This is a genomic window from Paenibacillus sp. FSL R7-0313, assembly GCF_037969885.1.
GTDB lineage: Bacteria > Bacillota > Bacilli > Paenibacillales > Paenibacillaceae > Paenibacillus.
On the sequence record NZ_CP150219.1, the window covers coordinates 1,100,470 to 1,123,065 of the forward strand.

At 47.5% G+C, this 22,596-nt stretch carries 20 protein-coding genes and 1 riboswitch; of the genes, 1 reads left to right on the forward strand and 19 read right to left on the reverse strand.

Annotated elements, in window-relative coordinates; genetic code table 11:
- Positions 1 to 81: 81 nt before the first annotated feature.
- From mazG to pth, 7 genes are all read right to left on the reverse strand, one after another.
- Positions 82 to 1,575: a nucleoside triphosphate pyrophosphohydrolase gene (mazG, locus tag NSQ38_RS04910; protein ID WP_339787457.1), complete on the reverse strand. Its 1,494-nt coding sequence runs from the start codon at positions 1,573 to 1,575 to the stop codon at positions 82 to 84.
- Positions 1,576 to 1,724: 149 nt separating this feature from the next.
- Positions 1,725 to 3,473, reverse strand: coding sequence for a polysaccharide biosynthesis protein (locus NSQ38_RS04915; RefSeq protein WP_339787460.1), 1,749 nt, complete (start codon positions 3,471 to 3,473; stop codon positions 1,725 to 1,727).
- 167 nt (positions 3,474 to 3,640) lie between these two features.
- On the reverse strand, positions 3,641 to 4,183 hold the full coding sequence (gene spoVT, locus NSQ38_RS04920) for a stage V sporulation protein T (RefSeq protein WP_036606123.1): 543 nt from the start codon (positions 4,181 to 4,183) through the stop codon (positions 3,641 to 3,643).
- A gap of 330 nt (positions 4,184 to 4,513) precedes the next feature.
- The gene (locus tag NSQ38_RS04925) at positions 4,514 to 5,674 is read right to left on the reverse strand and encodes a peptidylprolyl isomerase (protein ID WP_339787462.1); all 1,161 of its coding nucleotides are present in this window, start codon (positions 5,672 to 5,674) and stop codon (positions 4,514 to 4,516) included.
- Complete coding sequence (mfd, locus tag NSQ38_RS04930; RefSeq protein ID WP_338589727.1) at positions 5,658 to 9,185, reverse strand: transcription-repair coupling factor; 3,528 nt, start codon at positions 9,183 to 9,185, stop codon at positions 5,658 to 5,660. Before mfd ends, NSQ38_RS04925 begins: the two co-directional genes overlap by 17 nt.
- A gap of 272 nt (positions 9,186 to 9,457) precedes the next feature.
- Positions 9,458 to 9,688 (reverse strand): anti-sigma-F factor Fin family protein, encoded by a 231-nt coding sequence (locus NSQ38_RS04935; protein WP_017691368.1) that lies wholly within the window; start codon positions 9,686 to 9,688, stop codon positions 9,458 to 9,460.
- A gap of 98 nt (positions 9,689 to 9,786) precedes the next feature.
- Complete coding sequence (gene pth, locus NSQ38_RS04940; protein WP_036606126.1) at positions 9,787 to 10,347, reverse strand: aminoacyl-tRNA hydrolase; 561 nt, start codon at positions 10,345 to 10,347, stop codon at positions 9,787 to 9,789.
- A 139-nt stretch (positions 10,348 to 10,486) separates the two neighbouring features.
- Here pth and NSQ38_RS04945 point away from each other — a divergent pair, with 139 nt between their 5' ends.
- Positions 10,487 to 10,687 (forward strand): hypothetical protein, encoded by a 201-nt coding sequence (locus NSQ38_RS04945; RefSeq protein ID WP_024633712.1) that lies wholly within the window; start codon positions 10,487 to 10,489, stop codon positions 10,685 to 10,687.
- Between the two features lie 300 nt (positions 10,688 to 10,987).
- Here the strand turns inward: NSQ38_RS04945 and NSQ38_RS04950 are convergent, their stop codons facing one another.
- From NSQ38_RS04950 to NSQ38_RS05005, 12 genes are all read right to left on the reverse strand, one after another.
- Positions 10,988 to 11,941 carry a ribose-phosphate diphosphokinase gene (locus NSQ38_RS04950; protein WP_017691370.1) on the reverse strand — a complete coding sequence of 318 codons (954 nt, stop codon included), beginning with the start codon at positions 11,939 to 11,941 and terminating at the stop codon, positions 10,988 to 10,990.
- Positions 11,942 to 12,042: 101 nt separating this feature from the next.
- Entirely contained in the window at positions 12,043 to 13,443 is a 1,401-nt protein-coding gene (gene glmU / locus NSQ38_RS04955; protein WP_339787465.1) for a bifunctional UDP-N-acetylglucosamine diphosphorylase/glucosamine-1-phosphate N-acetyltransferase GlmU, read from the reverse strand.
- Between the two features lie 346 nt (positions 13,444 to 13,789).
- Positions 13,790 to 14,074: a septation regulator SpoVG gene (gene spoVG / locus NSQ38_RS04960; RefSeq protein ID WP_017691372.1), complete on the reverse strand. Its 285-nt coding sequence runs from the start codon at positions 14,072 to 14,074 to the stop codon at positions 13,790 to 13,792.
- Positions 14,075 to 14,262: 188 nt separating this feature from the next.
- Positions 14,263 to 15,090 carry a pur operon repressor gene (gene purR / locus NSQ38_RS04965; protein WP_017691373.1) on the reverse strand — a complete coding sequence of 276 codons (828 nt, stop codon included), beginning with the start codon at positions 15,088 to 15,090 and terminating at the stop codon, positions 14,263 to 14,265.
- A gap of 98 nt (positions 15,091 to 15,188) precedes the next feature.
- Positions 15,189 to 16,043 (reverse strand): 4-(cytidine 5'-diphospho)-2-C-methyl-D-erythritol kinase, encoded by an 855-nt coding sequence (ispE, locus tag NSQ38_RS04970; protein ID WP_036606140.1) that lies wholly within the window; start codon positions 16,041 to 16,043, stop codon positions 15,189 to 15,191.
- A 149-nt stretch (positions 16,044 to 16,192) separates the two neighbouring features.
- Positions 16,193 to 16,369, reverse strand: a complete 177-nt coding sequence (locus NSQ38_RS04975; protein ID WP_017691375.1) for a small, acid-soluble spore protein, alpha/beta type — start codon at positions 16,367 to 16,369, stop codon at positions 16,193 to 16,195.
- Between the two features lie 260 nt (positions 16,370 to 16,629).
- On the reverse strand, positions 16,630 to 16,905 hold the full coding sequence (locus tag NSQ38_RS04980) for a Veg family protein (RefSeq protein ID WP_053778931.1): 276 nt from the start codon (positions 16,903 to 16,905) through the stop codon (positions 16,630 to 16,632).
- 153 nt (positions 16,906 to 17,058) lie between these two features.
- Positions 17,059 to 17,955, reverse strand: a complete 897-nt coding sequence (gene yabG, locus NSQ38_RS04985) for a sporulation peptidase YabG (RefSeq protein WP_017691377.1) — start codon at positions 17,953 to 17,955, stop codon at positions 17,059 to 17,061.
- Between the two features lie 59 nt (positions 17,956 to 18,014).
- Positions 18,015 to 18,917 (reverse strand): 16S rRNA (adenine(1518)-N(6)/adenine(1519)-N(6))-dimethyltransferase RsmA, encoded by a 903-nt coding sequence (rsmA, locus tag NSQ38_RS04990; RefSeq protein ID WP_272907837.1) that lies wholly within the window; start codon positions 18,915 to 18,917, stop codon positions 18,015 to 18,017.
- 4 nt (positions 18,918 to 18,921) lie between these two features.
- Positions 18,922 to 19,467, reverse strand: coding sequence for a ribonuclease M5 (gene rnmV / locus NSQ38_RS04995; protein ID WP_017691379.1), 546 nt, complete (start codon positions 19,465 to 19,467; stop codon positions 18,922 to 18,924).
- A 155-nt stretch (positions 19,468 to 19,622) separates the two neighbouring features.
- Entirely contained in the window at positions 19,623 to 20,807 is a 1,185-nt protein-coding gene (locus NSQ38_RS05000; RefSeq protein WP_338589713.1) for a ubiquitin-like domain-containing protein, read from the reverse strand.
- Between the two features lie 273 nt (positions 20,808 to 21,080).
- A riboswitch (cyclic di-AMP (ydaO/yuaA leader) is annotated at positions 21,081 to 21,334 on the reverse strand.
- Positions 21,335 to 21,575: 241 nt separating this feature from the next.
- Positions 21,576 to 22,346, reverse strand: a complete 771-nt coding sequence (locus NSQ38_RS05005; RefSeq protein ID WP_190945000.1) for a TatD family hydrolase — start codon at positions 22,344 to 22,346, stop codon at positions 21,576 to 21,578.
- Positions 22,347 to 22,596: the final 250 nt, after the last annotated feature.

The window sequence follows — 22,596 nt, forward strand, 5'->3', positions numbered from 1 at the left end:
GAACACATGTTCGTATATCATAACACACTGCATAACATGATGGAATAAGGTTTATCGGTATTTTCCAGAAAATTGAACCCGTTATAATCCTGCCTTCTTCGCATCCTGCCAGAATTGCTCCATCTCTTCTACATTGCTATCTGCTGGTGTTCTTCCCTGTTCACGCAAACGCTCCTCGATATACTGGAACCGCCCAACGAACTTGCGGTTGGTCGCAGCAAGTGCCTCTTCCGGGTCCGTATCGATAAATCTTGCAACGTTCGCGGCTGCGAATAATAAATCCCCCAGTTCAAGCTTCCGTTCTTCCGCAGACTGGCCTTGTTGCACCGCTTCTTTCAACTCCGCCAGTTCTTCCTCGATCTTGGCAAACACACCTTCAACATCATCCCAGTCAAAGCCAACTTTGGCTGCTTTCTTCTGTAGCTTGTATCCCTTCATCAATGCAGGCAAGTCACGCGGTATACCATCCAGCACGGAAACTTTCTGCTGATCCTGGCCTTTGCGCTTCTTCTCCTCTGCTTTCATCTGTTCCCAGTTCTGAAGAGCTTCATTCGCATCTTCTGCTTGATTATCGCCAAACACATGTGGATGGCGGAAGATCAGCTTATCATTCAAACCTTCGATGACATCATACACATTAAATGTGCCCACTTCTTCTTCCATCTGGGAGTGCAATAAAATCTGCAGCAGCAGATCACCCAGCTCTTCTTTCATATGGTCGGGGTCATCCTCATCGATCGTCTCAATGACCTCATAGGTCTCTTCAATCAGGTTTTTGCGAATGGATTGATGCGTCTGCTCCTGATCCCACGGACAGCCACCCGGACTGCGAAGAATATTGACGATCTCATGCAAACGCGCAAAGGAACGGCGACGCAAGGCATCATCAGTGTTCTTCGGTACATAGATCAGTGACAGATTGCCGTACCCTTCGATCCGGTCCAGTTCGTGCAATGGAATCTTGTGAATGACCTCCTGGCCCTGTACACCCAACGCGTGACCCACAAATACTGGATAATCATCCGGGTAAACCTCCATCAAGCATAGCTTCACATCCGAAGCAGTGAAGACATCGTAGACTTGTCCAATCAACGTATGTAGCTGAGGTTGTACCAGTTCCGTGTTCAGGCTGCTGGCATCCAGAAGTTGAAACCCTTCAATTGGGTCGAATCCAAGTCGTATAAAAGCCTCGTCCAGGAAGCTCTCTCCGCCCATGACACGCAGTGAAATACCCATCTGCGGACAACGCTCTTTGAGTAGGCGCACACTTGCTTCTGCCACCATCGGATGACCGGGTACGGCATACACAATCTCGGTTCCGGCCTCACCCTTGCGAGCAGCCTCTATCAGTTGGTTCGCGATCTCATCATATACTTCGGGGAAGGAGGACTTCGCCTCATAGATAGCATCAAATGATGTCATCTCCAGTCCCTCTTGCTTCAGATCATTCAATACGGGATGATCCAGGGTACGTACATACAGCGTAGCTGCATGTTTCATTTTTTTGATAATACCTACGGTCAGTTGGTCTGCATCTCCAGATCCAAGACCCACTACGGTTAAAGCTGCACTCATTACGTAAACCTCCATCCGGACTATCCTGTTCAGGCTCACTGATTCATCATGCCTGAACAGGACTAATTACACGTATTATACCAGAATCATTCGATATCCTATAATTGCATATTCGCTGTGCTGGGTGTAGAAGCACCGTGAGCATGGAGCTAGCGCAGCACACGCAGTCTGCGCAGCAGCTTGGCCAGGCGAAGCCCCAACTTGGGCACAGCCGCCAGCTCCGCGGCGGTCAGTAGCCCTGTCCGGGCCGCAGCCAGCAAGAACACGGCCGAGCCTGCGGCAATGCCCAGCAGGCTCACGCCCATCGCGGCCAGCCGGCGGTCGGCCGCGATACCCATGCCGCCGAGTACCGCTTCGGCGGCCCAGGCCGTGCCTACCGCCGCCAGACTCATGGCGGCGATCACCAGCGCCGGCTTCGCCAGGACGGCGCCAGGGGCAGGGCGCAGGGCGACAAGTCGCGCCAGCAGCGCCACATTCAGGCCAGCCGCCAGCATGTAGGCGACTGCGCCTGCCAGGGCCGCGCCGCTGATGCCCAGCGCCGGCACAAGCATGACGTTCAGCAGCGCCTTGACGCCTGCGGCGGCCAGCATGCTGAACGCGGGTGCGCGCACGGCGCCGAGGCCTTGCAGCAGCGCCGCCGCAATAATGCTGACGGTGCTGCCCGCAGCCGTCAGCGCCATGTACCGCAGTGCTTCGGTGCCTGCGGCATCTCCGTACAGCATGCGGTTAATCGGCTCCGCCAGCACCGCGAGACCCGCGGATGCCGCCAGGCCGATTAACCAGAACCAGCGCAGCGCGAGGCCTGCTTGCTGCCGGACGGCTTCTGGCCCGCCCTTTAACCGGGCTTCCGCCATCGCCGGAATAAACAACACAGATAGTGACGTGGCAAGCATCGTCACCAGTTGAACCAGCGGCAATCCACGGTTGTAGATGCCGAAGGAAACCATCGACTGGAGCTCATCCAGTCCTTCTCCCCTTAGAAGCCGTGGTACGGTGAAGGTATCCACCAGATTCATCAACGGCACGGCGAGCGACCCCAGGCAGACAGGAATAGCATACATGAGCAGCGTCCTGATCCATTCCCCGTTGGATCGTGGCCGTTCTCCCAGAGCGGGATTAATAGCACTCACCGTTTTCTTTTGCAGCGTAACCAGCCTATGCTCCTGACACTCATGCCTGTCCGCTCTAACCTCTCCGCCGTTACTGCTCCATTCCGAAACCAGTTGCCCGGTTCGCACTTCCTTGCCTTTCCGCCGATGACGGGCCATATACCCTAACATGGTAAGCAGCCCAACCATTCCGCCGGCAACGGAGCCCATCATGGCACCAGCGGCAATAGTCTCAAGCGAAGCGTCCCGTCTCATCAACCACAGAAGCAGAATAATCATGACGGTGACACGTATCGTCTGCTCCACCACTTGTGATACCGCTGTTGGGACCATCTGCTGTAATCCCTGAAAATATCCACGCAGCCCTGTCATCACCGGGACGAACAATAACGCCCATGAAGCTGCACGAATCGATGGAACCACATGGCGGTTGCCAATCATGTCAGCGATCAGTGGCGCACCTGCATACATCAAGAGCGCCATTATAATTCCAATTCCCCCGAGCAGTAAGGAAGATAGTCGAATAATTCTTCTGCTCTCGTCTGGTCTTCCAAGTGCATTCTGCTCTGCTACGAATTTGGATACGGCCAGAGGCAGTCCTGCAGCAGCAAGTGTAATAATGAGCATATATAACGGATATACCGTATTGTAGATGCCAAATACACCGTCTCCCCCCAGATTCTGCAGCGGAATCTTCTGAAAAGCACCAATAATTTTAGAGATAATGGCAGCAAGCCCAAGTATAAATGCACCCTGTAGCAGCCTTGAGCCTGTAGACGGCTGTTTCATAAGTCCCTCCCGCGTAATCCTTTTAAGCATACCTTGTTATTATAACTGCCTGAAGGCACACAGACTAACCCTCCCCCATCACAATCATCCGGATTAACTTCGGTTGTCCCTTAAAATGCAAAAACTCCCGTATGCCCAAGACAGGGCACCAGGAGTTGATCTGCGGTCTATTGTTCCATTTGCTTGCCAAGGAAACCAGCAGCTGTCTCGGACATCTTCACTTCCATCTGAGACATCTTCACCGATTCATCCTTATTGAACAGGATAACCGTTCCGATGGGGTCACCACCTGAAATAATCGGCGCAATAACAAAAGAGGATAACGTCTCGTCATGATCTTTGCTAAGTTCATAAGAACCGTTGTTTGTTTCCAGAATGGTCTTCCTGTTTTCCATACATCCCTCTAACAGTTGACCTACCTGCTTGTCCAAATACTCTTTTTTCGAACCACCTGCCACCGTGATAATGGTATCCCGGTCAGAAATCATCGTTACATGTCCTGTACTCTCATACAGGGATTCTGCATATTCTTTGGCAAAATCACCAAGTTCGCCAATTGGCGAATATTTTTTAAGGATAACTTCTCCATCACGATCCACGAAAATTTCCAGTGGATCACCTTCACGAATACGTAACGTACGACGGATTTCTTTTGGAATGACCACACGACCAAGGTCATCTATACGGCGGACAATACCAGTAGCTTTCATTTCACATGTTGCCCCACTTTCTCGAGAAGATTTTTCAACTACTGTTCCTTAATGGGTAGAGGAAAGTCCCAGAACGTTTAGTGTGATATCTTGACCATAGTATTCATCTGTTCCCATTTCCTTATACATGCTTCGGAGAATATAGTTGTGTAACTTTCGAAGAAGGCGACCATGTACCCATACGGCTTGAATATATACAAGAAGAAGCAAGAAGGAGGTCCTAAGTCCTCCCCTTGCTTCTCTGTATGGTTGTCCATATTTACCGTAGTACAAGGCATTCATTCGGGCGAATTTAACCCTAACGTATGCTAACACAGCAATTTTACCAGCTTACTTGCTGCTTGTACCTTCATCTGTAGTTGCATCTTTGTCTGTTCCAGTCGTACCTTGGTCAGTCTTGGTATCCGTACCTGTGGAGTCATCCGTTTTTGGTTCGGTTGTTTTCTCTCCTTCAGTTCCTGTACCCGTTGTTCCTTCAGTCGTACCTTCAGTTGTGCCTTCTTCAGCTTTTTCTGTTTTTGGCAACTTCACTTCTTTTACGATTTTGTCCAACTCATTTTGCATGAACGTATCGATCTCAGCAGCTGCCAATTGACTCTTCAGGCTTTCTTTTTGCTCAGCCGTCAATTTGGTGAAGTCCGCTTCAGTACGAGCTTCCACTTTCATGATGTGGTAACCGTACTCCGTCTCAACCGGATCACTGATTTTGTTCAGTGGCAATGTTTTTGCAGCTTCCTTAAATGCATCTACCCAAGTGGATACCGGTGTATTTTCATACAGTCCACCCTTTTCAGCAGAACCTGGATCTTCTGAATATTTTTTTGCAATTTCAGCAAAATCAGCTCCGCCGTCCAACTTGGTTTTTACTTCTTTTGCAATTTTAAGTGCATCTTCTTTTTTACGCTCTTTTTGCGTTTTTGGATCTGTGAAGTTAATCAGCACGTGGCGAACGGATGCTGTTGTGAACTGATCTTTGTTTTTCTCAAACTCAGCCTTGATGGCATCGTCCGTAACGCCTGTTTCTTTGTCTTTGATAACTGTCATGATCCGAGTCATGTAGTCTTTGATGTTATCGTCTGTCAGGTTTTGAGCTTTGAGCATTTCTGTCCATTGATCTGCCTGAACAGAAGCTTTCATTTTATCGAATTGCTCAGTTGCCGCTTTGGCACCTGCTGTTTTAGCTTCTTCGGTTGCTTTGCCACTCAGATACTCATAAGCAACTTCCTGTTTTACCAGATACTCTTTGAAATCATCCATATCCATCATTTGTGCATACTCCGGATAGAGGAATTTCATAACACGTTGCTCCATGTCGAATTCATTGGCTGTAATGGTACCACCATCATACGTAGCGACTACAGCACTTGTATCCGTCGATTCCGGTGTTTTTGCTTCTTCCTTCTTGCCACATGCAGCAAGCAGTGATAAGGATAGTACTGCGACCATGCTCACAGACAGTACTTTTCCTACTTTTTTATACTTTGGTAACATCCTTTAGTTCCCCCTTTGATTTAAAAGCAGTTTTCATGGACTCCAGAATTTTCTCTACCAGCTCCATCAGTTGCTTATCCCCAAGCCCCTTGCCTTTAGCGTGAATCAGCATATGGGGTCCTTGTTCAAATTGTACACGTCTTTCGAACTGATTTCCAATGTGCGCGATTTTCGAGAGTTCAAAGGCATGTTCACGCCCTTCATAAAACTTCACGGTAATGTCCTCACCACGTTGGGAAATGGACTCAATACCGTAGATTTTGCCGTATACTTTCATCCGCGCAACAGCCAGCAGGTTGATGACGGCTTCCGGAAGATCACCGAATCGGTCAACCAATTCGTCTTCCAACTCCATCGCATCGTCGAAGGATGCAATAACCGCCACTTTTTTGTAGATCTCAATCTTCTGAATACTGTCATAGATATAATCGGACGGCAAGTAGGCATCGATACTGAGATCCAGGGTTGTGTTCCACTGGTCTGAAGGTACCGGCTCTTCGCCAAGCATCGTAACTTTGCGTTTGTTGATCTCCTCTGCGAGCATCTGGGAATACAGATCAAACCCAACGGAAGCGATGAAACCATGTTGCTCCGCTCCTAGCAGGTTTCCCGCACCACGAATCGACAAGTCACGCATGGCAATTTTGAATCCTGAACCCAGTTCAGTGAATTCTTTAATTGATTGCAGACGTTTCTCAGCAACTTCAGTAAGCACTTTATCCCGTTGGTACGTAAAATAGGCATACGCAATACGGTTGGAACGACCCACACGTCCGCGCAGCTGATACAGCTGGGAGAGTCCCATTTTATCCGCATCATGTACGATCAGTGTATTTACGTTCGGAATATCTACCCCGGTCTCGATGATACTTGTGCTCACAAGCACGTCATATTCACCATCCAGGAAGTCCAGAATCGTTTTCTCCAACTCTGTTTCCGACATCTGACCATGTCCCACACCAACTTTGGCTTCAGGCACAAGTTCAGAAATTTCGGCAGCCATCTCCTGAATTCCCTGAACACGGTTGTAGAGGTAATACACTTGCCCACCACGGGCAAGCTCACGCTCAATGGCTTCACGAACAAGCGCCTGGCTGTGTTCAACCACATAGGTCTGCACCGGGAAACGATTCTCTGGTGGAGTCTCGATAACGGACAGATCACGCACACCCAGCATGGACATATGAAGCGTACGCGGAATCGGCGTTGCCGTCAGCGTCAGCACATCCACATTGGTTTTCAGCTTTTTCAGTTTCTCCTTATGGGTTACTCCGAAGCGCTGTTCTTCGTCGACAATGAGCAGTCCCAGGTCCTTGAACACCAGATCCTGCGACAGCAATCGATGCGTCCCGATGACAATATCCACTGTGCCTGCCTTGATGCCTTTGGCTGTTTCATTCTGCTCTTTACGGGAGCGGAACCGGCTAAGCACATGAATGTTGAACGGATAACCGGAGAAGCGCTCACGGAACGTCTCAAAATGCTGCTGTGCCAAAATCGTTGTTGGCACGAGTACCGCCACCTGTTTGCCTTCAATCGCTGCTTTAAATGCAGCCCGAATAGCCACCTCGGTTTTGCCGTAACCAACATCCCCACACAATAAACGGTCCATTGGACGGTTTTGTTCCATGTCCTTTTTGATTTCTTCGATCGCACGCACCTGATCACGTGTCTCATCGTAAGGGAACATGTCCTCAAACTCCTGCTGCTCCGCAGAATCCTTGTCGAATCCAAACCCTTTGGAGGTCTGACGCTCGGCATACAGCTTGATCAGATCATCAGCAATATCCTGTACGGATGTGCGGACTTTATTTTTAACCCGTGTCCACTCATTGCCGCCCAGCTTGTATATTTTCGGTTCTTTCTCTTCGGAACCAACATATTTCTGAATCAGATCGATCTGCTCAATCGGTACAGACAGTTTGTCTCCACCCGCATAGAGAATATGCATGTAGTCCTTATGAATACCGCCAACCTCGAGGGTGCCGATACCAAGGTACTTACCAATCCCGTGGTTCTGGTGAACGACATAATCGCCCACTTTTAGCTCACTATAGGATTTGATCCGTTCAGCATTGTCTACATTCCGAATTGGTTTGCGTACTTTACGCTGTTTTTGCGAGAACATCTCGCCCTCGGTCACGACAGCCAAATGAATGGACGGCATTTCAAATCCCGTTTGCAAGTTACCAATCATCATCTCTGGCTCTGGAATATCATAGTCCATCAGTACCCGGCGCATCCGCTCGAGTCTCTCCTCACCGTTCGCCAGCATGAGCACTTGAACTCCAGCCTTCTGCCAGCGCTCCATCTCTGCCTTCAATACGTTCATCTGTCCATGGAAATCCTGCATGCCACGACTGATAAAGTTCAGAATGTTCTGTGGTTGGGTATGTGGAACCTGACGCAAAAAGATCGACATAAACAGCGTCTGGAATGGACGCTCATACAACAGTTCATCACCGTCTGCGGATAATGGAAGATCCGGAAGCGTTTTTCCGTTTTGCATCAGATGCAGATTCCACTCCGATTCATCACGGTCCAGCTGTTTGGATGTCTCCGATAGTCTCGCAGGTTCATCAAGAACCAGCAGGGTATCTTCTGGCATATAGTCGTAAATCGTTTTATTCTCCGGATAGAGCGGAGAGATATATTTATACATTTCAGAGAAATACACATGCTCCCGCAAAAGCTCGATCTCCCGGTGAATTTCTTCACGAAGACGCAGCTTCGCCTGTCGATCCGTCATTTTCTCCAGCTGTTGCTCCAGCAAAATAGCAGCCGCATCGGCAGCCTTTTCCATACGTTCACGATCTGCAATTAATTCCTTGCATGGCAAAACCGTAATCTCTTCAATCCGTTCAATTGAACGCTGATCGGCCGGGTCAAATGTCCGAATGGAATCGATTTCGTCATCAAATAACTCCACCCGATATGCGATCGATGAAGTAACCGGATAGAAATCGATGATACCTCCGCGTACACTCATCTCACCACGAGATTCTACGCGCTCCACACGCTCATATCCGAGTTTTACCATCTCCAGCAGGAAGGAGTCCAGTTGAAGTGTGTTACCCTGTTTAATCAAAATTCGAGCATTGGCCATCACTTCCGGAAGTGGAACATAACGTCTTACCCCGGAAAATGGAATAACAACAACGCCCCTGAATCCCTGGGCGCAGCGGACCAACACATCAATACGCTGACCCAATGTTTCCGGGCTGGAAACAGCAGCTTCAGCAGCGACAAGTTCGTTGGCAGGATAGATCAACACCTGATCAGGTGAAAGCGCTTCCTGTAAATCTTCTGCAATTTTTTGAGCTGAAAACATATTGTGCGTTACTACGAGCAATGGTCGGTTCATTTCCTGATGCAGAGCAGCCAGCATAATCTGACGCGCCGAGCCGGATAGACCCGAAACCAATTGTTCCTTCATGCCGGACTTGATTCCGGCTGTAATGGACCCGAAGTCCGGATCTTTGGAAAAAGCCTGTATAAGTGCTTGTAACAAAAGGGGCACCTCTCTTATAACTTACTTGATTATCTCACGCATACGCGTAGCATCACTATTAAAATGGATACAAATTCCTTTTTGTCCTGTTTCATCATATCGGATTACTCGCAACATTGCCACATCTGTTGATGCGGCTGAGCCTAATTTCGAGCTAGCGATGGCTTTCATGCCAACTGAAAAGAAGCCTCAGCAGGCTGCCAAGGCTATAAAAGGTGGAGCGTTATTACGCAACCGCCCTCAACTGTCATTCGATCCTGTACGGGCGATGTCTACTGAAGCGGACTCGCGAGCAGGCTAAGCTCCGGATTGTGCTCCAGGGCTTCCTTACAGTAATCACATGTAATCCGAACGGTAATGTCACCACCGGAATTATACGCTATTATATCCCTCCGCTCGTCGGGGGTCAAGAAATGAAAGCCAAGCTCTACTTCCGTTATCCGGGCAGAATCGATTCGTCCAATAAAGGTACGGCAATGCCTACATACGTAATTCACTGACATGTTTATGCCTCCTGAACATGGTTTATACATCCAGTATGTCCAGTATGGCTGAATCGAACCCGTCTTGTATGATCATTTTACCAGTATGTTTTACAAAATTAACCGTTAAACTTCGCCATTGTTTGTTCAAACGTATGAGTCAAGCTATGCTCCAGGGCATCACACGTTTGCTCAATGGTCTGATCAAGGGCTTCCTTTTCTTTCTTCATGAATGTCGACAGTACATAATCAACAATGGCATGTCCTGGTTCAGGCCGGGATATTCCCATGCGCACCCGGTTAAACTGCTGTGTACCGGTATGCTGAATAATGGACTTGATTCCATTATGTCCGCCTGCACTACCTTGGTAACGCAATCTGACTTTGCCAATCTCTGTATCCATGTCGTCGTACACAACAATCAGATCTTCAAGACTAACTTTATAAAAATCCATATATGCTCGAACCGATTCACCAGACAAGTTCATATAGGTCATTGGTTTGATCAGTACGGTTTTCACACCGCCAATATTGCCTTCTCCAATCAGCGCTTTACATTTATTCTGTGTAATGGAGATATTATGACGATCAGCCAACCGATCCAGTGCCATAAAACCGATATTATGACGGGTTTTGGCATAGTTCGAGCCTGGATTTCCAAGTCCGACAATCCACTTCATCTTGTTCCCTCCTTCGGATTAGACTGAGGTGAGGCATAGACTTCGAATGTTATATTTCATATAATATCAGGAAAGTAAAGATCGATTTACTGTAGTATTTACAGTTCATATTTTATCGACCCAGGAAGGTGAGCGGGTTTTGCGCGAAGACAATGGACAACTGACTCAACATAGCGATTTTATCTATCATCTCGAATATCACGTACCTGTACAGGTATACGACCGCGACACCCATATTGAGATTGGTCTAATCACACGTTTCGATAATCAATTCGTCGAAATTGCCGACACGCTTTTTCATCGGCGTCGTTTCCGATTTATCTCCCGCCCCGGGTATTAACCATATAAGATGAACGAACCATTTTACACTGGATCACTGCGCGTGCAGAAACATCTTCCGATCGCTGTTATCCCCAGATTTTTTTGATTCCCTTTTCAAAGGGAAAATCCGGTGATAAAGGCGAACGCTTCACTTCTTCAGATCTTTTCTGCCCTCTCTGTTATTGTGTAAAGTAGTAGTTCAATTTATATGGACTGACCAGCGTCTGTTTCACTATTAATAAAAACGGCACGCCGACAGGGGTTACATTTTCCATTGAACCGGAAAACGTAACCCCTCTACTACTTTATGCAGACATCCTTATTCAATTTCAAACAGCTTGCTGATTGACAATTCCTCATGAACCCGGATAATCGCTTCTCCGAGCAAAGGCGCTACAGACAACACTTTGAGTTTGCTTGTCGGATTAGCATGCGTAATTGGAATGGTATCCGTTACGATGACTTCCTTCAATGGTGCATTCTCCAAACGTTCCATCGCAGGTCCGGACAATACCGGGTGAGTACAGCACGCGTATACTTCTTTTACGCCGCCTTCCATCAGAGCATTCGCTCCCAGTACAATCGTTCCCGCCGTGTCAATAATGTCATCGATCAGGATGGCTGTTTTACCCTCGATGTTACCGATAATGTTCATCACTTCGCTCACATTTGGCTCAGGACGACGTTTATCGATAATCGCCAGGGGTGCATTCAGGAAATCAGCCAGTTTACGTGCGCGCACTACGCCACCGTGGTCAGGCGACACAACAACCGGATTTTCGATCTGTTTCGACCGGAAATATTGAGCCAGAATTGGTACGCCAAGCAAATGGTCGACCGGAATGTCGAAGAATCCCTGGATCTGCATTGCATGCAAGTCCATCGCGATGACACGGGTTGCACCCGCTTTTTCAATAAGGTTAGCAACCAGTTTCGCTGTAATCGGGTCACGCGAACGTGCCTTGCGATCCTGTCTTGCATAGCCATAGTAAGGAATAACGACGTTAATCGTCTTGGCAGATGCCCGTTTGAGTGCATCAATCATAACGAGCATTTCCATCAGGTTATCATTAACCGGCAAGCAAGTGGACTGCACGATGTAAACGTGACAACCCCGAACACTCTCGGAGAGTTTCACTTGAATCTCGCCATCACTAAAGCTGGTTGTATGAGATTCACCCATAGGGATCCCGATATAATCAGCAATTTGATGGGCAAGCTTGGGGTTAGAATTGCAAGTAAATATTTTTAATTTCGAATCAAAATAAGTCATAAAATAAAAACCCTCCGTGCTGGTTCATTGGAATCAATAAGCGTCTGCGACATGTCGGCACCTCCCCGATCTTCGGGAGGCAATCTTGTTATCAAAACCCCTTATTGGGGTTTGGCATTCTGTTTCTTGGCTTTGGCACGTCCGCGAATCTTATCCGCATAACCAGGTTTATTCTCCTGACGTGGACGAGCAATGGCCAGATCATTCTCGGGAACGGAGTGGGTAACGGTAGAGCCAGCAACCACATAAGCGCCTTTTCCTACAGTAATCGGTGCAATCAGATTGACGTTGCTGCCTACAAAAGCATCATCTTCAATCGTTGTCACAGCTTTATTATAACCATCATAATTGACAGTTATTGCCCCGCATCCAACATTTACGTTTTTCCCTACTTTGGCATCTCCAATATAGCTGAGATGAGATACTTTGGAACCTTCATCAATTGTAGCATTTTTCACTTCAACAAAGTCACCAATTTTTACGTTGCGGCCCAGTTTAGTGCCTGGACGCAAATTAGCATATGGACCAACCGTTGCATCAGAACCAACCTCGGCATTGGATACTACCGAATGTTTAATTGTAACTCCGTCCTGAATAACGCTGTCTTCCACATCTGCCTGAGGACCAATATGACACGCTTCACCGATGGAAGTTGTGCCTTTGAGGATTGTCCCCGGATACAAAACTGTATCTGATCCAATCGTAACATCCGCTCCGATATATGTCGATGACGGATCAATGATTGTCACACCGTTCAACATATGGCGTACGGCAAGACGTTCACGCATGAAGGCTTCGGCTTGCGAAAGTGCAAGTCGGTCGTTAACCCCGATGGATTCTGCGATGTCATCCGACATGTAAGCTTCAACCACTTCTCCATCATTGCGGAAAATGCCAACTACGTCTGTGAGATAATACTCTCCCTGAGCGTTCTGGTTCGTCACTTTTTCCAGGGCTGCGAACAATTTTGCATTATCGAAACAGTATGTGCCCGTGTTAATCTCATTCACAGCATCTTCCTGCTCCGTGCAATCCTTCTGTTCCACAATCCGTTGTACAGATCCATCTTCTCCGCGAATAACGCGGCCATAACCTTTGGGATTGTCCAACTGAGCCGTAAGAACTGTCGCTGCTGCTCCGCTACTCTCATGGAGCTTCATCAGACCTTCCAACGTCTCACTGGTCACAAGCGGTGTATCTCCACAGACCACAATTGTAGAACCTGTCTCTCCGCCAAGCAAGGATTTAACCTGCTTCACTGCATGACCTGTACCCAATTGTTCCGCCTGAAGTGCATACTCCGCTCTGGAACCCAAAAATGACTGCACCGCTTCGGCACCATGACCGACTACAACCACACTGCGTTCAACGCCTGCGCTGAGTGCTGCATCCAGCACATGTCCAACCATAGGTTTACCACATACGGGATGCAGTACTTTGTACAATTTTGATTTCATTCGTTTTCCTTGCCCTGCGGCAAGAACGATTGCCATTCGTTTCAAAATTAACGACCTCCTGTTCTGAAAATCCCATTGAAATGCACTGCTGATCTATATCCAATGAGTATCGTTCAGCCGGCTTCAAGCCGGTCCTGTTCATCGCCTGCTGTCTCTGTAATCACACGTAACAACGCGGACACCTACGAATCGTGACCTATATGTATACGCCGTGTACCTGCGAGCTTAACCGAATCCCAATGATTCCTAAGATGCCGCCCTGCCACCAAGCGCACGATGCGCTTTTTGTTCTCTGCTAATAAACTCAATACTGAATATATCTTATTCCGGTCAAAAAGAAAAGAGAGCCATAAGACATGGCTCTCTTTTCCTTCGAACCCCAATAATGTTCTCAGGCACCTTCTTCAATGACTTCTTCCTCAGTTGCCGCACGATCGTATTCAGTCAAAACTGCTGCCTGAATCTTCTCACGCGTACCGGAAGAGATCGGGTGGGCGATATCACGGAACTCTCCATCAGGAGTACGCTTGCTCGGCATAGCAACAAACATTCCGTTGTTACCATCAATGACACGAATGTCATGAACGACGAATTCGTTATCGATGGTAATGGATGCGATAGCCTTCATTCTCCCCTCCGAGTTAACACGGCGGAGTCTGACATCCGTAATTTGCATGTGTGTGTTCACCACCTTTTTCCATCAGAACTTGGTGTATAATTCCACACAGCATATACGAACTCCTTCTTTTTATAACCACAAAAATTTCCTAATTTCAGGAATTTTTTTATTTAATACACAATTCGACAACGTTCATGCCAGGTCGATGGAAAAGACCTTTTAACGACATAACATTCGTCATCTTTCTACAGGTCAAAATAGTTGCCAGGCTTGACGGAAATCTGTCTGCTCTTGGCATCGACCGCTGTCAATTTCGCCAGAGATACATAATCTGTTAGCAGGCGTTCTTCTGAATCTACAGAACCAGATTCCACCAGTACCCCTACCCCGGCAACTGTAGCATTAAACTCGGCCAAAAGATCGATCATTCCTTGCACCGTACCCCCGGCCTTCATGAAGTCATCCACAATAAGTACTCTGGAATGCTCACGCATCGCCCTACGAGAGAGGGACATGGTATGCAGACTTTTATGGGACCCGGATACATAATTGATACTTACGGCCGATCCTTCTGTAGCCTGATGGTCCCTGCGTACGAGCACGACAGGCAGGTTGAGCTGGGCTCCGGTCGCATAAGCCAGTGGAATTCCTTTGGTTTCTACCGTCATTACCACATCAATATTCATATTGCCAAAGGCCGTTGCAAAAATCTTGCCGGCTTCATTCATCAATGCGGGCTGACCAAGCAAGTCGGACATGTACAGGTATTCTCCAGGCAAGATCCGATCAGGTTGCGCGAGCTGGGTCGAGAGCCGCTCCGCAAATGCCAGTGCCAGTTCTCGGGATACCTTCGGAATCCATCTTACTCCCCCGGCTGCTCCAGCCAGTGTATGCAGTTCTCCTGACCCACCTTCTTCGAACACTTCCTTGATAATCGCCAAATCTTCACTAATTGAAGACTTTGCGGCTCCATAACGTTCGGCAAATGTGGTCAACGGAATAACCGTATGCGGTCTGGACAATAAGTATTGCGTCATTTCAACCAGCCTTGCGCTTCGTTTTAACTTCTTCACAGAGATCCATCCTCACGATCACGGAAACATCCAAATCCGAATAATTATTTAAAAATATACCACCTTTATACGTGTTTGTACATTATAAAAGCGAACTTTTACGTCAACATACGTACAGCGTACACTTCTTTACAGAAACCACGCAGACCATTGTATATCCGGGCAACCTTTGATTCTTTGGAAACCAGCCCAAATACCGTTGGACCACTACCGGACATTAACACGCCGTCTGCACCCAATCGAATCATGGCATCCTTTAGATGCTGAACTTCCGGATACAGCTTCAACGTTACATCTTCAAGCACATTGCCCATCTGGTTACAGACTTCCGTAAATGATTGGTTGCGAATAGCCTGCTCCATTTTAGCCGCACTCGGATGACGAACAATCTTGTCACTGCGGAAACGTCCGTACACATCGGCTGTAGACACATTGATCGGAGGCTTGGCCAGAATCACCCAGCATTGCGGCGGATTAGGAATGGGAGTTAACTTCTCACCACGGCCCGTAGCGAGTGCAGTCCCTCCTGTGATACAGAATGGAACATCCGACCCGAGTTCAGCTCCAAGCTCCTGCAGTTCGTGATCCGGTATATTCAACCGCCACAGACGGTTCAATCCACGCAGCGCTGCTGCTGCATCACTGCTGCCCCCGGCAAGTCCGGCTGCAACTGGAATCTTTTTATCCAGATGAATATGGACGCCCGTACGCACGTTATAGCGCTCCTTAATGAGTCTGGCTGCCTGGAAAGCCAGATTCTTCTCGTCCAGCGGAATATAACCCGCCTGACTGGAGATGAAAATAGTATCTCGCGGCAGCTCCGACATTTCCAGTCGATCAGCCAGATCGACCATGGTCATGATCATTTCAACTTCATGGAATCCATCGCTTCTTTTATGTAAAACGTCCAGCATCAAATTAATTTTAGCAGGCGCTTTTTCGTAAATTTTCAAGGCGTTCACCCGTCCTCACCTTTTCCCTAAGACAACTTAACATATTATATCAAAATGGGGCTGTCAAGTCATTTCTATTCCGCATCTAAGGGGAAAAAGCGGGGTTGTTCCTGACGGATTTCCCCGCTTTTCAGTCTGCTTGAACCGGATTAAGATTTGCGGGCAGCCTGCTCAGCAAGTTGAATGGCTCTTTTCACCATGTTTCCTGCATCCTTGGCTTTGATTCCGCCCCAACCTTCCTGTTGGACCGTATCATAGAAGCCCAGGTCTTTCGCAAGCTCATTCTTCAGATCCTCTGACATGACACTTCTTCTTCTGCGACTCATGAACCATCCTCCTCCAATGTATCCTTCATAATGTGATGAGTTCGTTCACGTTTTGGACATCTTGCCATCAGGCCAAATTCAGTTTCCTGCATTGCTTAAGAAACTTTCCCTTCACCTGTCCATATAGTATGCCGCGACCGTTCCTCGCTCATTCCTGAGTATGTATGGGTTAGTTTAGAAGATGGACGGGTGATTTTATAGAAAAAGAAAATATAAAAAAGCGATCCGCCTTGTGGGGCGAATCGCCTGTAAATCGATACTTACGTCTCCATATAGGAGCTATGCGTCTGGCTGCCCGGGTCAAAAACCATGACTTCCACCGATTCCGTAAGTATATCCGCATAACTATAAGATACTCGCTTGAAGGTTTCTTGTTCCTCATCAAGCTTAACAATAAAAACAGAAGGGTACGTTTCTTCCAATACACCCGTACGCTCAATGGTCTTACGGCGGCCACCATTAGCCCGCAGCATAATTTTCTGACCAATATGTGCATCGAGATTGCGTTTGATATCCAACAGCGTGTTTTTAGCCATTGTCGACGACCACCTCTTTTCTTGTCCATTATACCGGATTTTACAGTCATTGTCAAATCAAAACTAATTATTATATCAGCATCAAAAAGTTGTTGTCAATGAATTTTTTTGCAAACAAAAAAAGCCCCAAATTGGGACTTTAAATGGCCTACATCAGACTGCCGACGGGTTCACTTTTAGCGTGGATAAATCATTCAGCCCCGGCAGACCTACCCGGTAACTGCCCCGTGTCTCGACACCACCCACACCCTGGCTACCACTGATGGTATTGTGCAGAACATCACTCATGTTAACCGTATCCCGCACAGAGGTGAAGGAGGCCTTGGCTGCCACATAGACCGGATCAAGTGCATGAATGAGAATTCTGCCTGGAGAACTGGCAAAGTTCGCTCCAGCGCGCAGTAGTGCCTCAAAATGGGACTGACAGGCCCCTGCCACAATAGTGAGTGCGTCCAGATGGCGTTCATATTGTCTGGCCACCTGAATGGCCGACACAAAATTTTGCGAGTTTTTGTAGCTACCAAGACTATATAAGTCATAGGGCTGACGTGTCTTTAACACCCCATCATGACCCGTAATAACTACGATATCCGGACGTACTTTGGGTAATAAACGGTATAAGGTATCTGCCATTGCCGATTCATGGACATATTGTCCCTCTGCGGGCACACGAAGTTGCTCATAGAGATCCATACTTTTTTTCAAATAGTTCGGATCTCCATCCAGATGAAGCACCTTTCCAGGCATTTCAAAATAAGCTGGTTCCTGCTGAGCAGACCAATCCTGTACCAGACCTTCACGATTCCGCTCAGCCTGTTCCATACGATTCTGCTGCAGACGGGACAGGGTCTGATGTGCTTTAATATGCGCCTGTCTGGTCTTGGCGCTTTGTGGTTCGTAGGGAACCTGTATCAAATCGTCCACCGGGGAATCGGCAATCAGCCGGAACTCAGTCCCTTTAATGACCGCAGCATCCAACTGGAGGCCTTCCACCCGAAAAGTCACATCGCCGCCGTATGACTTCCGAACGACCAAGTCTCCGATATTCATCAACGTAATCACCTCTACCCCATCGTATGGGCAAAGACCCGGTTTGGTTCATTCAAATTTTACAGCGCTGCACGTACCCCTGCTTCCCACATTACGGTGCTGAGTGTAGCATACTCCTGCAGACTCAACGTCTCTCCACGTCGGGACGGTTGAATACCTGCCTGCTCCAGCAGAATGTCTGCCTGTTCCCGGTTCTCCTTCGTGAAGAAGCGTGCCTTCAAGTTGTTTGAGATTGTTTTTCTCCGCTGGGCAAAAGAAGCCTGTACCACTTCGAAGTAGTGTGCTTCATCCGGAATCTCCACTGGCGGTTGCTCACGCACTTTCAGCTTAATGACAGCTGATTCCACATTAGGTTGCGGAATGAAGACTGTAGGAGGCACAATGCACACAAGCTCCGGCATACTGTAGTACTGAACTGCGATGCTCAGACTGCCGTAGTCTTTTGATCCTGGTGCAGCCGCCATGCGTTCAGCCACTTCTTTTTGGATCATGACAACAATACTGTCTACCGGCAGCTTCTCTTCCAACAGTTTCATCATGATTGGCGTCGTTACATAATAAGGCAGGTTAGCCACAACACTGACTTTGTCCACGGATGCAAAATCCGTATTAAATAATTCAGCCAGATCAAGCTTCAGCACATCCCCATGATGAACACGTACATTCGAATAAGGCTGCATCACTTCTCCCAGGATTGGGATCAAGCGCTGGTCAATCTCTACGGCTGTGACAGGACCGGCTACCCGAGCCAGTCGCTCCGTAAGGGCCCCAATACCCGGCCCGATCTCTAACGCGCCCTTGGACTCGTCCAAATCGGCTGCATTCACAATTTTGTTCAGTATATTTTGATCGATCAGAAAGTTCTGACCCAGACTTTTCTTGAATGAGAATCCGTGTCTTTGAATAATCTCTTTCGTTCGCTTGGGCGTTGCAATTTCTATCGTCTCTTCCATGTCCTTCATATGCTCACAATCCTTCACGTTCAATTTGCGCTAATGCTGTAGAGAACTCTTCCCGTGTAATCTGAAATACACTGAGACGTTTGTGGAACTGCTTCCCGTTACAATAACCGATGCCCAGCAGATTGCCCATCTCCATGCGACGTGCAGCAGCCTGCGGATGCACGATAAGTCCTGCCGCGATCAGGTCCTCCCAATCAATCAGGCTCGGAGCACCTTCGTATGAAGTATGTACGCGCGCCAGAGCATGACGGATCGCCTCCGGTGAGGCATTCTCCACCCCAATGTCCCCTTTGCGCGTTGCATCGGCTTCCGGAATGAAGGCATGTTTGCAGCCAGGCACCTTGTTCGCAATAATTTTACGAATGCGTTCGCCAGCATGATCCGGATCTGTCAGTACAATGACTCCCCGTCTCTCCTGAGCAAGCGCAATCCGCTTCAGAATGCGTTGGTTGATTGCTGAGCCACCTGTTTCAATTGTATCGGCTTCAACGGCCCGACGGATGGCTACCGTATCGTCACGGCCTTCCACCACAATGACTTCTTTTATCATGTTCCATTTCTTCCTTTCTAACGCAAAAAGAAGAGGAATATCCTCTTCTCTGCCAAACGGCGGGGGAGACTGAATTCAGACTCCTCCGCCGCATATTCCGCATGAATCATTCATGCAACTATTTTATAGCATTCCCATTTCAAAGTAAAACGATTTTAGTTCGCTTCCGGCTTCACCGGACCGATCACGTAGACCGTCTTGCCTTTCTTACGTCCAAAATTCAGGGCATGCTTCACACTGTCATAATATACATCAATTTTGTTGCCTTTAATGGCACCGCCTGTATCTTCCGCACGACGGAATCCCAGACCTTCGATATATACCCACCAGCCAATTGGAATGACTTTGGGATCAACCGCAATGGTGCGCCCTTCCGTTACACGAGTACCGGAAGCTGTTTTAGTTCCAATGCCAGGCTCTTCGGAAGAGTAGGCAGTCATGGATACATTTTTAAGTACTTTTGAGTATTTAAAAGAAGTCCCGGATACGGTAATGACTTTGCTGCCCGAGGCAGATGTTTTCTTCGAGTTCGTTGTTGTAGCCTTTTTGGTTGTTGAAGTTTGAGCCGATACGGTCTGAATCACAGGTTCTTTCACGACCGGTTTTGCTTTGGTGCCGACAGCGATCACTTTATCTACACGATTATTCGCGACAGATTTGCCGACCATTTTTTTGGAGACCAATTCTCCATCCTGAAATACCTTTTCGATATGCTGTACAAGTGTGCCTTCTTTGCCGTTTACAACGACACGGTTATCCCCTTTGTACAAGCTAGGGTCAGCCGTTTTAATGACTTTGTAAGCGATTGGCTGCTCTACCTCCACTGTACGCTTTGTTACGCGCACTACACGGATCTTCATATCCGCTTTGATGGCAGTTCCAAGCGCCGGATACACTTTATCATTACTCTCAACTTGAATACCTGATTTTTGAATTGCATCTTCTACCGATGAATCCGTTGTATACAGAGTCTTGGTGTCTCCGTCTGCCGTAATGTTGACTGGAACGGCCCGCTCAATAACGATTCGGTCTCCATCTGTAATCGCCCCATTCATGGACATGGATACCTTATCGTGAGGGCTGACTGTGATCGACTGCTCCTCCAGCATTTCCTGAAGCATTCCTGTACGAGTCTCTACCACCTGAGCTTTGCCATCAATAACCAGTGAAATTTGTTTCCCGGCCTGACCGTAAACGACTAACAAGATCATGATTGTAAGCGCAATTGAGAAAATCGCGATCAATGCCATTTGACGCATGTTCTCATGCTTCCACCGCAACGCGAAAGACTTACTGGATGATCGTGACTCATGGGTCTCTTCTGGTTGGAATGTGCCCACTTCTCCGTCCTCCTTCATAGCCTCGCCGTCTAAAGTAATGCATGATGTCTTTGACGTGACTATACCAAATTTTCTACAGAACACAGATTGGACCAACATAATCCGGTTCTGCACCATGAATCAATCTTCGCAACATGATGTCATCCTCCTGAATACCTACCGTATGATGACAATATTTCTTTTATTCAAAAACAAAAAAGCCAAAGAAAGAGTGTAAGAGGAACTCTTTCGTGGCTTCCGAATGATTCTGAATATCGGAAATTCATGCACGAGGTTGCCTCTCTTTTTCCGCTTGCGAGGTTAGCTGTCGGGTTCGGGCGAAAGAGAGCCGCCCTATCTTAGGTCACCCGCTCATGGCGGACGCCCTTGAATTCACCCCGAGACCCAAAGAAGAAATCAAATACGGCTTCGCAGTTCCCTTCGCTGCTTTTGGGTCAGCGAACGTTGCGCATCGGCCAAATACACCGATGTTTAAGCCCTATTGGTTCCCCCGCTCTCCGTTAACGGAGACTCAGCGAGACTGATTCATGAAAGTAATGTTGTTTCATCGGAAAGTGTCCCTTTGTTCATCCCCCGAACATCTGTCCAATTTTCCGCACAACAATTCACTGAAAAGATGATATCCTGTTTTGATGCATGTTGTAAAGCGTTGATCAAGTACGTTTTTCTGAATATTTGGTTAAAATATTGTAATATTCTTGATTTATTTGGAGCAAAGGGCAAATTACCTCCGCTTACCTGCCTTTTTCACCTCATTTGCTCGTTTTTTTAACGAATTCCAAATCGTTCCATGGCATTTTTGGTTGTTATTGCAGCAATTTCCTCCACCGAAATGCCTTTAATTTCCGCTGCTGCCTCTGCAACCAGACGTACATGCGCTGTCTCATTTCGCTTCCCACGATAAGGGTGAGGTGTCAAATATGGAGCATCTGTTTCAATGAAAAACCGGTCCATAGGAACCTTCGCCAGCACCTCTTTGGGCTGCTTTGCATTTTTGAATGTGATCGGTCCTCCGAAAGAGAGATGGAAGCCCATATCGAGACAACTTTTCGCTGTTTCCCAGCTGCCCGAGAACGAGTGCATTACACCACCAACCTCACCCGCCTTCTCTTCACGCAAAATTCTTATGATATCCTCATGTGCATCCCGATTATGGATGACAATCGGCATGTTCACTTCACGCGCCAAAGCAATTTGTTGTCGTAATACGCGATGCTGTATTTCCTTCGGTGAAGTATCCCAGTGATAATCCAATCCAATCTCACCGATCGCAACCACTTTTTCATGCTTGCATAAAGATGCAATCCACTCCAAATCACCCTCCTGCATAGTGATCGCATCTACTGGATGCCACCCTACAGCTGCATAGATAAAGTCATATGTTTCAGCGAGTTTCATTGTGGTTGGAATCGTCTCCCGGTTAAAGCCAATGTTGATCATGCGACCAACTCCTGCATCCACAGCACGCTGAATCATGTCCTCGCGGTCCTCGTCGAATTGTGGTGCATCCAGATGTGTATGTGTGTCGAACAGCATCATGTTTGTATCTCCCTTCATGTCGAAATAACGACTATCTTCTTTATCAAAATTCAATTTGTAAAATTCAATAATTCAATGACTCATACATAAAACATTTTGGGTATCTGTGTATTACATCATTACGTTTGTTTCTTCACAACTACAATATATAGAAGATAAACGGATATTCTGATCTATATATTGCTGATTGTGCCCATTCTACCTGCTTGCATTTACAAAATTATGTCGATCTACATATACTCCCCATTAA